This window comes from Hymenobacter rubidus (assembly GCF_016734815.1).
In the GTDB taxonomy this organism is placed as follows: Bacteria; Bacteroidota; Bacteroidia; order Cytophagales; family Hymenobacteraceae; genus Hymenobacter; species Hymenobacter rubidus.
Map to the genome: position 1 here is coordinate 124,458 of NZ_JAERQF010000003.1, position 12,002 is coordinate 136,459.

Consider the following 12,002-nt stretch of genomic DNA (forward strand, 5'->3'; position numbering starts at 1 on the left):
CATGCTGAGCTTGCCGAAGCATCTCTACTGTGGCAGTAATCAATACCAACTCAACGAAGCAGTAGAGATGCTTCGACAAGCTCAGCATGACGTTCTATTTTGCTGACGTTCTGAAATCAACACAATAAAACTCAACCCCACCTAATAACCCCAATGCCCAGAATTATTAAATCCGGCCTCATTCAGATGAGCCTGCCGATGACCGAAGGCGAAGGTACCATCCAGGAAATCATGGCCGCCATGGAAGCCAAGCACATTCCTCTCATTGATGAAGCCGGTCGTCAGGGCGTGCAGATTCTCTGCCTGCAGGAAATATTCAACACCCCTTACTTCTGCCCCGGCCAAGACAAAGCCTGGTACGCCTCGGCCGAATCGGTGCCCGGCCCGACCACGGACCGCATGGCCGAATACGCCAAGAAGTACAACATGGTGATGATTGTGCCCGTGTATGAGCGCGAGTCGGCCGGTTTCCTCTACAACACCGCCGCTGTGATTGATGCCGATGGCACCTACCTCGGCAAATACCGCAAAAACCATATTCCCCACACCACCGGCTTCTGGGAGAAGTTCTTCTTCAAGCCCGGCAACATGGGCTACCCCGTGTTCCAAACCAAGTACGCCAAAGTGGGCGTCTACATCTGCTACGACCGCCACTTCCCCGACGGCGCCCGCATCCTGGGCCTGAACGGCGCCGAAATTGTGTACAACCCCTCGGCCACCGTGGCCGGCCTCTCACAGTACCTCTGGAAGCTTGAGCAGCCCGCCCACGCGGCCGCCAACGGCTATTTCATGGGCTGCATCAACCGCGTGGGCGAGGAAAAACCTTGGAACCTGGGCCGCTTCTACGGCACCAGCTACTTCGTGGACCCGCGCGGCCAGATTATCGCGCAGGCCGATGAGTACAAAGACGAATTGCTGATTGCCGAATTCGACCTCGATATGATTGAGGAAGTGCGCAATACCTGGCAGTTCTTCCGCGACCGTCGCCCCGAAACCTACGAGAAACTGGTGGAACTATAGAAGTTTTGAGTGCTGAATGTTGAGTGTTGAATTGAGTGCCGGATAGTATTCGGTCTCAAATTCAACACTCAATATTTTTCACTCAACATTCAAAACTCAAAACTCAACATTCCTAAAGATGGCCGAATTTTCTACACCTACCACCGAGCAGCAATTCGCGGAAAATTTCGCGCAATTAAAGCCGGTGATGAACCGCACCGAGGCGCTCTACGAAAGCTCCCGCTGCCTTTTCTGCTTCGATGCGCCGTGTATAAAAGCGTGCCCGTCGGGGATTGATATTCCGCAGTTTATCCGCCAGATTAATTCGGGTAACGACACCGGCGCGGCGCGCACTATTTACGAGGCCAACTACTTCGGCAATGCCTGCGGCAAAGTGTGCCCGACGGAAGTGCTCTGCGAAGGCGCCTGCGTATATAACCTGCAGGAAGTGAAGCCAATTGAGATTGGCCGGCTGCAGAGTTTTGCTACTACCAAGGTGATTAAGAGCGGCGAGAAGCTGTTCGGCCCCGGTACGGATAATGGCAAGAAAGTGGCTGTGATTGGCGCCGGTCCGGCGGGTATTTCGGCGGCTTGCGAATTGCGCTCCTTGGGCTATGGCGTAGATGTTTTCGAGGCGAAAGCACAGCCTTCCGGACTCACCGTTTATGGCGTTGCGCCGTATAAAATAACCAACGAAGAAACGCTGGCCGAGATGGCCTATTTGCAGGCGCAATTCGGCTACAATGTGCATTTCAATTCCGCTATTTCTTCGCGTGAGGAATTAGAAAAATTGGAGGATAAGTACGACGCTATTTTCCTCGGGATTGGCCTCGGTAAAACCAATGAATTGGGTTTGCCGGGCGAGGACAAAATCAATTGCACCGGCGCGGTGGAATTTATTGCCGAATTGCGTCAGCATCAGCACAAAGTAGCCGTGGGGCGCAGGGTAATTGTGTTGGGTGGCGGCAACACGGCCATGGATGCCGCCTCTGAATCTTCGCGTCTCGGCGCGGAAAATGTGATTCTGGCCTATCGCCGTGCCAAGGAGGAAATGGGTGCTTACGAGTTCGAGTACGACCTGGCCAAGGGGGTAGGAGTTAAGGGCATGTTCAACGTGGCGCCGGTGGAAATTACCGGCAACGGCTACGTGTCGGGCGTAAAATTTATTCGCACCGAAACCAAAGATGGTAAGGTGTCGGAAATTGCCGGTTCTGAGTTTGTGGAGCCCTGCGATATGGTGATTAAAGCCACTGGCCAGGCCAAACAGACTGAATTCCTGAGCCTGATTCCAGGCCTGAAGCTGGACGGCAAGGGCCGCATCATCGCCAATGCCCACACCGGGCAGACTTCGAACCCGAAGTACTTCGCCTCCGGCGATGCCTGGAATGGCGGCGCCGAAGTGGTGAACGCTGCGGCCGAAGCCAAGCTCACGGCGCGCGGCATCCACGCTTATCTGAGCAAGTAAAAAGCACGTCATGCTGAGCGTAGCCGAAGCATCTCGCGTGTGGTAGAAAATAAATCGTTTAACGATGCGAGCGAGATGCTTCGGCTACGCTCAGCATGACGTTCTGAAGAATAAAAAAATGCCTGATTTATCCATCAATTTCGCCGGCATTAAATCGCCGAACCCCTTCTGGCTGGCTTCGGCCCCGCCCACCAACTCCGGCTATCAAGTCATGAAAGCTTTCGACGCCGGCTGGGGTGGCGCGGTGTGGAAGACGCTGGGTGTGCCTGTCGTGAACGTATCGAGCCGCTACGGCGGCGTGAACTACCGCGACAAACGCCTCGTGGGCTTCAACAACATCGAGCTGATTTCCGACCGGCCGCTCTCGCACAACCTGCGCGAGATTGAGGAAGTGAAAAAGCGCTTCCCCAACCACGCCGTCATCGCCTCGCTCATGGTGCAGAGCCGGCAGGAGTGGCACGACATCGTGCGCCAGAGCCAGGACGCCGGCGCCGACGGCTTCGAGTTGAACTTTGGCTGTCCGCACGGTATGTGCGAGCGCGGCATGGGCTCGGCCGTGGGGCAGGAGCCCAAAGTGCTGCAGATGATTGTGGAGTGGGTGATGGAAGTGGCCCAAAAGCCCGTCATCGTGAAGCTCACGCCTAACATCACCGACATTACGGAGCCTGCTATGGCCGCCCGGCGCGCTGGCGCGGATGCTATTTCGCTCATCAACACGATTCAGAGCATTGTGGGCGTTGATTTGGACCAGTACGCGCCGTACCCGATTGTGGATGGCAAGGGCACCAACGGCGGCTACTGCGGCCCGGCCGTTAAGCCCATTGCCCTGAACATGGTGAAAAACTGTGCGCAGCACCCCGATATCAAGCTGCCCATCTCGGGCATTGGCGGCATCGAGAACTGGCGCGATGCGGTGGAGCACATCCTGCTGGGCGCCAGCTCGGTGCAGGTGTGCACGGCGGTGATGCACTTCGGTTTCGGCATCATTCGCGAGATGACTTCCGGCCTTGAGCAGTACATGGTGGAGAAGGGCTTCCACACCATCGACCAGATGGTGGGCAAGGCCCTGCCCAACGTGCTGCACTGGGAAGACCTGAACATGAAGTACAAGGTCACGGCCAACATCAACGAGGACAAGTGCATTGGCTGCCAGCTGTGCTACACCGCCTGTGAAGACGGCGCCCACCAGGCCATCAAGCTGAACGCCGGCACCCGCGTGCCCGAAATCATTGAGGAAAACTGCGTGGGCTGCAACCTGTGCTCGCTGGTGTGCCCCGTGGAGCAGTGCATCACAATGGAGCGCACCGACGACGGGACCCAACACGTGACTTGGAAGGAGCGCACCGAAGCCGGCGACATTCCCACCGAATTTGAGGACGAGCAAGCCGGTGGCCGCCACCACTGGGTGCCCGAACCCAGCGCTGCCCTGGGCAAAGAGCGTCACAAAACACTGCCCGGCAAAGCCCGCGTCATCAACGGGGAAACCAAAGTGCCGACCGAAGCATAAGGCATTCTCATGCCTGGAGCCGCCACACAATAGAAAGACCCTTCGGCGGTAAGCCAAAGGGTCTTTCTATTGTGTGACTTGTGTGGGTTATTCTTACGTAAAAACTGTTTAGCAAGTGAAACCCGACGTCATTTTGAGCGCAGCGAAGGACCTTATCCCAACGGAACGGCGATTCTGCAGGCGTGAGAAGGTCCTTCGCTGCGCTTAGGATGACTGATAGGCACCCGAGGCCGACTTTCTAAATAGCTTCGTAACTTGTTTGCCACCATCACGAAGTCAAACGCCATGAAATCAATTCTACTCGCGCTTTTCCTGCTGCCGACGTTTCATCTCACCGTGAAGGCGCAGTCGGCAAATCCGGCCATCTGGTGTCCGGCGGGGGCAACCTGGGTATACAATTATGGCGTGTTTAACGAGTTTGGAACCGTAACGGTCCAGTACCAGCGCGACACGGTGGTGGCCGGACAGCCCGCGCAGATTCTTACCCGTGTCATTCGTTCCTCTTTTTGGGTGGCGTTTCCCACCGTTTCGACGCCGGGGCCTGCCTACAGCCTTCCGAAGGTAGTTACCCGCGTGGTGAATGACCGGGTGGAGGTGCAGGCCACTGGCCTATTTTACACGCTCTACGACTTTGCGGCCGTGCGCGGCAGCACCTGGCCGACGCCCATGGTCACGCCGTTTGGGCCGTGCGCGTCGGGGCTGGCGCAAGTCACTGTTGACAGTGTGGGGCGGCAGGTGGTCGGGGGGCGTTCGTTGCGCTGGTTTCGGGCGCATCTGACGCCGGTGGCCGGCGCCACGATGGCAGGAAGCTGGACGGGCCGCATCTACGAGCAGTTGGGCAATTTGGCGCAGTACATGCAGCCGCAGTCACCCATTTGCCACGGCACCGACCCCGGCTACATGGGAGCCTTCGTTGGCTTCCGTGCCATTGGCTGGCCCAGTATTGGCTACAATGCGACGAGTGGCACGTTGCTGGCTACCACCCAGGCCCGCGCCGAAGCAGCCGGTTTCACCGTGTATCCCAATCCGACGGCCGGCACCGGGTTTCTGACCGTACAACTGTCGCCCTCCACGAACCCGGAGGCGCAGCTGACCGTGCTGGACATTACGGGCCGGCCAGTGATGCAGCAAAAGGCCGTGGCCGGCCACACAATGGACGTGCGCAGCTTGGCGCCGGGCATCTACACGCTTCGGCTTAGTGCGCCCGGCACGGCGACCCTTTTTCAGCGCGTGGTGCTGGAATAAAGCGGGTGTTTGCAACTGATTCTGGTCCGCATTTTGTTTAGTGATTGTACAAGAACAGTCACTTTTTAAATCGACGTGTTTTTACACGCTTCCCAATAGTATGAAACGCAAATCAGTAATTTTTGCCTTGTTTATCAGCCTGTTTATGCTGGGCGGCTGCGTGGCCGCAGGTCCTGGCTATGGGGGGTACGGCTATTACCCGCCGGTTCAGCCCTATGGTTATGGCTACGCCCGGCCGTATTATGCTCCGCGTACGGTGATTGTGGCGCCGGCCCGGCCGTACTACGGTGGCGGCTACCACGGCGAGGGCGGCTACCACGGAGGCGGGCGTGGTGGCTACCACGGCCGTGGCCGCTAAGGTTGCCAAGTGAAATCAATAACCAAACGCCCGCCCCATCAGGCGGGCGTTTGGCGTTTATAAGCGGTTGACTGGCAGTGCTCAGTCGAAAATCACGGTCTTATTGCCGTGCACAAATACCTGCTCATCAAACACCATTTTGAGGGAGCGGGCCAGGGTGATTTTCTCAATGTCGCGGCCGGCCTGGGCCATTTCGTGGGCACTCTGGGTATGGTCGATGGGAATGACATTCTGGGCGATAATGGGGCCTTGGTCGAGCTCATTGTTGACAAAATGTGCCGTGGCGCCGATGATTTTTACGCCCCGCGCAAAGGCTTGGGCGTAGGGACTGGCCCCCACAAAAGCGGGCAGAAACGAGTGGTGGATATTGACCAGCCGGTTGGTGTAGTGGGCCACAAATTCTGACGACAGGATGCGCATGTACTTGGCCAGCACTACAAAATCGGGCTGGTATTGCGCCAGCACCGCCAGCACTTCGGCCTCGTGGGCTTCGCGGCTGCGGCCGGTGTGGGTGAGGTAGTGAAACGGGAGGTTGAACTTTCGGGTGAGGTCGCCCAGCACTTCGTAGTTGCTGATGACGGCCAGCACGCGGGCGTTGAGCTCGCCAAACTCGTGGCGCACCAGCAGTTCGCTCAGGCAGTGGTGCTCCTTGGTGGCCATGAGCACAATGTTTTTTGGTTGGTTATTGGTGAGCCGGATTTTGGCGCCCGGCGGCAGCACGTGCTGGAGCTCGGCGTGAATCGCGCCAGCGTCGAAGGGGCCGGCCACTTCGGTGCGCATAAAAAACTGGTTGCCCTCGCGGTCCACAAACTCGCCGTTGCGGACAATGTTGAGGCCGTGCTTGAAAAGCACTCCCGTGATTTTATAAACCAAGCCCGGCTCGTCGGAGCAGTGAATGAGGACCAGATGTGCCATAGCGGGAAGGCCACGAGCTACCGTCGCGGCAAAAGGATGAGCGGTAAAAATAGCGCGATTCGAATAGGACGGCGTGTTGTTTCTTTGCCGGCTCTCCCTTTTGCTTAAGCTATGCCACGACGCTTACCTCACTTTTTTGCCCGGGCGTTGCCGGTTTTGCTAGTGGCAGGCAGCCTGTTGCGCCCCCACACCAGCCAGGCGCAGGGCTACGCCGAAGGCATTGGCCTGAGCTACGAAGTGCTCCCGCTGAAAATGACAAACGTCGGCGAGCACAGCTTCCGCGCCGACGTATTTCGCGCCAACATCATCGTGCCCGTGGCGGTGGCCGCCGATAGCAGCCGCGGCCTGTTGCTGGGCGCCAGCGCCGAAACCCTCCGTTTCAGCGGCGACCGGCCCGGCTTTGCCGTGAGCAGCGTGTACGGCCTCTCGCCAATACTGGGCTACCGCCAGCGCCTCTCGCCCCAACTAGAGCTAACGGCCCTGGCCCTGCCCGCGCTCAACTCCGACCTGCGCGATGTGCGTGGGGCCGATGTGACCTGGGGCGGCGTGGTACGGGCGGCCTACCGCCGCAATGCTCGTCGCGCCTACCGCCTCACGGTGGGCTACCGGCAGCAATTCTACGGGCCGCAGTACGTGCTGCTGCTAGGTGTCGACTGGCGGCTGGGAGAGCGGTGGCGGGCGTTTGGCGACCTACCTACCACTTTCAATATCAGCTACGCCGCTGGCCCAAAAGTGAACCTGGGGTTCAACCTGAATGGCATTAATACCGCCTACCGCCTGCAGGAGCAAGACCGGTATTTCCAGTACCAGCAGGGCCACTACGGGCTCTTTGCCGAGCGGTATCTGAGTGCGCATTGGGTGCTGCGGGCCACGGCCGCTTACGCCGTTACGCGCCGGCTGGATGTGTATGCGCAGAACGACCAATGTCCAGCCACCCTCGACTATATCGGCCTCGGCAAAGCACCAACGCCGCTGAACCCGCACATTGAGAAAGGCGCGGCCTTCCGGCTGGCGCTCAGCTACCGGGTGCCGGCGCCCTAGCTCCGACGCCCGCTGTAGTTGGGCTGCGCTTGGCGATGAAATATCCAGGCTGAAGCTTATGCTACGTGCTCTGTCTTGGGCGAATCGGCGTGAATAGCCGCTGTAGTATCGCGCAAGTGCTGGGGGCGCCGGCCATTCTTCACCGCCTGAATTTCAGCCACAATAGCCAGCGCAATTTCTTCCGGCGTTTCGCCGCCCAGCGTCAGGCCGATGGGGCTGTGCAGGCGGTTTTGCAGCGCCTCAGCTATTTCAAGCTCCGACAAATCCAGCTCTTCCTCGCGCAGCAGCCGCCCGGCTTTGGCGCGGGGACCCAGCAGGCCAATGTAGGGCGCGGCGGAGGGCAGCAGCGTTTGTAATGCGGCCAAATCATACGCATAGTTGTGGCTGAGCAGCACATGGTAAGCCCCTGCATCGGGCGCCAGCTCGGCTAGCTCGCGCACGGGCACAATGCGTACGTCGGCCGCTTCCGGGAAGCGGGCCGTAGTAGCCAGGTTGGGGCGGCCGTCGACTACCGTTATGTGCCAGCCGAGCGAGGCGGCTAGGTGCACCAGCGGCTGGGCATCGTTGCCGGCGCCATACACCACCAGCCGCAGCGGTGGCGCGAGCACCTCCAGCAACGCCCGCACCGGGCCAGCATCGGTTTCCACGTCCAGAATCTGCGATTTGCCCTGCTCGAAGGTGGCCCGGGCCGCCTCGGCGAGCGGAGCGGCCAGCAGGGGAGTGCCCCGCACGGCCCCGGCTGCCGACAGCAGCACGCGCTGCCCCACCGTGGCCCGCAGGCCGGAGGCATCCGTTTCAAAAACAGTGGCTAGCACCGCCGTTGCGGGATATTGGGCAAAGCCGCGTAGCAGTTCCATTGGGTTGTCGGGGGCTGAAAAATCCAGCGGCTCGAGCAGAATACGCACTACGCCCTGGCAGCCGGGGCCGAGGCCATGGCGCGGGTCGTCTTCGTCGCGGGTGTCGTAGGTAACCAGTGCGGGCTGGCCCCGGAAAATGGCCTGGCGGGCCCGCTGGCGGGCATCGCCCTCCAGGCACCCCCCGCTGATGGCCCCGGTCAGCTGGCCATCGTCGGTGACGAGCATGCGGGCGCCGGGTCGGCGGTAGGCCGAGCCCAATACCTCGACTACAGTGGCCAGGGCGCAAGGGCGGGCCTCGGCGCGGTGCTGGTCGTAGGCAAGGAGCAGGCGTTGGAGTTCAGTCATGGGGCGGTAGGTTGCGCAGGAAATACGCCCGGGGGCGGGGCGGGGTTATTTAAACCCGATATCGGTTTGGGTGGTTTGGGAGAGGAAACACCGGCCGGCCCGCGCCGTGTAGATTGACCTGTATGAGCGCCACTATCCCCGTTTATCAACTAGCCAGCCTCTCCGAAGCCGAGAGCGGGCCGAAAGCGGTGTTTTTTCTGGGGCCGAATTCGGCCGCATCCCACCTGCCTATCGACCGGCCGTATCGCAGCAACTACTACAAAATTGGCCTCTGCCGCCAAGGCAGCGCCCGCCTCAAGGCCAATCTGGAAACCTACGATATCGGCCCAAATTCCCTGATGGTACTCTCGCCGTACGTCATCAAGCAATGGGCCTTTATGTCGGATGATTTCGATGCCCTGAGCATCTTTTTTACCCGGGATTTTATCTCGGCCAGCAGCAGCCTGAACCCGGACACTTTCTCATTTTTCGAGCGCGATGCCCGGCATGTGGTTCAGCTGCCGCCCACCCAGGCCAGCAGCATTGCGGCGGTGCTCGTGGCCATCGAGCAGAAATACGACGCGCCGCACGCCTACCGGGAGGAAATTCTGCGCAGCCTCATCCATATTCTGCTGCACGAAATTGCGCCGGTTTACAGCCAGCAGTCCGTTGCGGGCAACGCTATGCGGACCCGAAGCCAACTCATTGCTGCCGAATTTAAGCAGCTGGTAAGCACCCATTACGCCACCGAGCGGAGCCTGACTTACTACGCCGGCAAGCTCTGCATTACCCCCAAGCACCTGGCCGAGACCGTGAAGGAAGCCACCGGCAAGCGCGCCCTGGAATGGCTGGCCGAAGCGGTATTGCTCGAAGCCCATGTGCTGCTGCAAAACCCCGCCCTCACCATCGGCCAGATTGCCGACACGCTGCATTTCGCCGACCAGTCCGCATTTGGCCGGTTTTTCCGAAAGGAAATCGGCGTTTCGCCGGCTACTTACCGGCAGCGCCTGTAAGCGGTTGGGCGGCAGGCGCCAGCCCGGTCTTGCCGAGTGCAGTCGAAACATTCCCGCCACGCAAGTAACTGGGTTAATATGGCAGTAGAGATGCTTCAGAGATGCTTCGACTGTGCTTAGCAGGACTATTCTGTTTTCAGCTTGCCCGTTGCCGCTCTTTAGCCCAACTTTCCCGCTCTTTAGCCCTTTCCGCCCATCCAAACCGAGCGGAGCTTTGTCGTATGAAAATCATTCTCACTGGTTCCCTCGGGAACATCAGCAAGCCCCTGGCCACCGCACTGGTGCAGCAGGGCCACGCCGTCACGGTCATCAGCAGCAAGCCGGATAGGCAGGCGGAAATTGAAGCATTGGGCGCTGTTGCCGCCATTGGCAAGGTAGAAGATGTTGCGTTTCTGACAGCCACCTTCACCGGTGCCGATGCCGTGTACCTGATGGTGCCGCCGCACTTCGCCGTGGCCGATTCGCGGGCTTACCACCAGCAAATTGGCCGCAACTATGCCCTGGCCATTCAGCAGTCGGGCGTCCGGCGCGTGGTGCAGCTCAGCAGCTGGGGCGCGCACCTGGCGGAGGGCACCGGCGGCATCCTCGGCTCGCACGATGTAGAGGTGATTCTGCGGACGGTGCCTGGCATCGCGCTCACGCAGCTGCGGCCTACGTCCTTCTACACCAATTTGAATAGGTCGGTGGGCATGATAAAGGGCGCGGGAATTTTGGGGGCCAACTACGCGGGCGACACCAAGGTGGCTCTCGTGCATCCGCGCGACATTGCTGTAGCGGCGGCCGAAGAGCTCACTAAGCCCGCCACCGCCACCGGCCAAAACGTCCGCTACGTCGCCAGCGACGAACGCACCGCCGATGAAGTGGCGCACGCCCTAGGCGCGGCCATCGGCCAACCCAATTTGAAGTGGGTGGCCTTCACCGATGAGCAAATGCGGGAAAATATGGTGAAAAACGGCGTGCCCGCCACTCGGGCCAACGAAGTCGTGGACATCTATGCCAGCATCAACAGCGGCAGGCTGGGTGAGGATTATTGGCAGCACCGCCCCATTTTGGGAGAGGTGAAGCTGGAAGATTTCGCCCGGGAGTTTGCAGCGGGTTTTTAGGAAGTAGGGAAAGCAGAACGTCATGCTGCGCGGAGCCGCAGCAGCTCTATCGCAACGGTAATTATTTACTTGCTTGCGCGGTAGATATGCTTCGGCTCCGCGCAGCATGATGGCCGTTCAGAGCAATTGACAGTATGGGTTACCTTTGATTTTTACAACTTCCTGCCATGCCATCTCTTCCGCTCGCCGAACTGTACACTAAACTGGCTCCCGAGACCGCCGAAACGTTGCTCTTGCCGGAGCGGCCCCATGGGGTCGGCCATTTCAACGTTTTCAACGTGGCCGACCTGATGCTCGCCAACCGCGACCGGCCGCCAATGACCTTCGACCGGCGGGCCTTCTACAAAATCAGCCTGATTCGGGGCCGCAGCCGCATCGAATTTGCCGACCAGGTGGTGGAATTGGAAGCCGGCGCCCTGTGGTTTGCTTCCTCGCGGGTGCCCTACCGCTGGCTGCCGCACGACCAAAACCAGACCGGCCACTTCTGCGTCTTCACCGACGAGTTTTTGCAGCCCACCAAGGGCCGGCGGACGCTGGAGGAACTGCCATTTTACCAGCCCGGTGCCTATCCCGTGGTGCCGGTGGCAGATGCTGATTTTGGCGCAATAGAAGCTATTTTTAGAAAAATGGAGCAAGAAATTGCGTCCGATTACGCCTATAAGTACGACCTGCTGCGCGCCTATCTGCTGGAGATGATTCACTACGTGCAGAAGCTGCAGCCCACCCAATCAGTGGCGGCGCCCCACAATGCATCTGCCCGCCTGACAACCCAGTTTGCCGACCTGCTGGAACGGCAATTCCCGCTGGAATCGCCGCAGCAGCGCCTGCGCCTGCGCACAGCTGCCGACTACGCTGCCCACCTCGCTGTGCACGTCAACCACCTCAACCGGGTGCTGAAAGAAGCCACCGGCTACACCACCACCGCCCTCATCAGCAGCCGCGTAGCGCAGGAGGCCAAAATCCTGCTCAAACAAACCAACTGGAACATCTCCGAAATTGCCGACAGCCTGGGCTTCGCCGATGTAGCGCATTTCTGCAATTTCTTCAAACGCCAAACCGGCAAAACGCCCGGAGATTTCCGGGGTTAGAATAATTGTTTGAATCATTCAACAGATGGTTTGGCCCGCGCAACGCCGTCGCCACCTATTTGCCGGACCTTTGTAGGGTAAGTATTC

At 59.5% G+C, this 12,002-nt stretch carries 11 protein-coding genes; 9 read left to right on the forward strand and 2 right to left on the reverse strand.

The genetic code is table 11. From position 1 onward, the window contains the following. Positions 1 to 153: 153 nt before the first annotated feature. From JKL48_RS03245 to JKL48_RS03265, 5 genes are all read left to right on the forward strand, one after another. On the forward strand, positions 154 to 1,020 hold the full coding sequence (locus JKL48_RS03245) for a nitrilase-related carbon-nitrogen hydrolase (RefSeq protein ID WP_236668590.1): 867 nt from the start codon (positions 154 to 156) through the stop codon (positions 1,018 to 1,020). 118 nt (positions 1,021 to 1,138) lie between these two features. Beyond that, on the forward strand, positions 1,139 to 2,464 hold the full coding sequence (locus JKL48_RS03250) for an FAD-dependent oxidoreductase (protein ID WP_201978343.1): 1,326 nt from the start codon (positions 1,139 to 1,141) through the stop codon (positions 2,462 to 2,464). Positions 2,465 to 2,582: 118 nt separating this feature from the next. Beyond that, entirely contained in the window at positions 2,583 to 3,971 is a 1,389-nt protein-coding gene (gene preA, locus JKL48_RS03255; protein ID WP_201978344.1) for an NAD-dependent dihydropyrimidine dehydrogenase subunit PreA, read from the forward strand. A 285-nt stretch (positions 3,972 to 4,256) separates the two neighbouring features. Continuing rightward, on the forward strand, positions 4,257 to 5,216 hold the full coding sequence (locus tag JKL48_RS03260; protein ID WP_201978346.1) for a T9SS type A sorting domain-containing protein: 960 nt from the start codon (positions 4,257 to 4,259) through the stop codon (positions 5,214 to 5,216). Between the two features lie 100 nt (positions 5,217 to 5,316). Beyond that, the gene (locus JKL48_RS03265) at positions 5,317 to 5,574 is read left to right on the forward strand and encodes a hypothetical protein (protein WP_201978348.1); all 258 of its coding nucleotides are present in this window, start codon (positions 5,317 to 5,319) and stop codon (positions 5,572 to 5,574) included. A gap of 81 nt (positions 5,575 to 5,655) precedes the next feature. Here the strand turns inward: JKL48_RS03265 and purU are convergent, their stop codons facing one another. Further along, positions 5,656 to 6,489, reverse strand: coding sequence for a formyltetrahydrofolate deformylase (purU, locus tag JKL48_RS03270; protein WP_201978351.1), 834 nt, complete (start codon positions 6,487 to 6,489; stop codon positions 5,656 to 5,658). 111 nt (positions 6,490 to 6,600) lie between these two features. Here purU and JKL48_RS03275 point away from each other — a divergent pair, with 111 nt between their 5' ends. Beyond that, on the forward strand, positions 6,601 to 7,530 hold the full coding sequence (locus JKL48_RS03275) for a DUF6268 family outer membrane beta-barrel protein (RefSeq protein ID WP_201978353.1): 930 nt from the start codon (positions 6,601 to 6,603) through the stop codon (positions 7,528 to 7,530). Between the two features lie 56 nt (positions 7,531 to 7,586). On the opposite strand, the gene JKL48_RS03280 is transcribed toward JKL48_RS03275, so the two are convergent. Then, entirely contained in the window at positions 7,587 to 8,732 is a 1,146-nt protein-coding gene (locus JKL48_RS03280; RefSeq protein WP_201978355.1) for an XdhC family protein, read from the reverse strand. Positions 8,733 to 8,854: 122 nt separating this feature from the next. On the opposite strand from JKL48_RS03280, the gene JKL48_RS03285 reads away from it, so the two are divergent. The 3 genes from JKL48_RS03285 to JKL48_RS03295 all read left to right on the forward strand — a co-directional run bounded on the left by JKL48_RS03285 (position 8,855) and on the right by JKL48_RS03295 (position 11,915). Beyond that, positions 8,855 to 9,724, forward strand: coding sequence for an AraC family transcriptional regulator (locus JKL48_RS03285; protein WP_201978357.1), 870 nt, complete (start codon positions 8,855 to 8,857; stop codon positions 9,722 to 9,724). 221 nt (positions 9,725 to 9,945) lie between these two features. Further along, positions 9,946 to 10,827, forward strand: a complete 882-nt coding sequence (locus JKL48_RS03290) for an NAD(P)H-binding protein (RefSeq protein ID WP_201978359.1) — start codon at positions 9,946 to 9,948, stop codon at positions 10,825 to 10,827. 167 nt (positions 10,828 to 10,994) lie between these two features. Beyond that, entirely contained in the window at positions 10,995 to 11,915 is a 921-nt protein-coding gene (locus tag JKL48_RS03295; protein WP_201978361.1) for a helix-turn-helix domain-containing protein, read from the forward strand. The last annotated feature ends 87 nt before the right edge of the window (positions 11,916 to 12,002 follow it).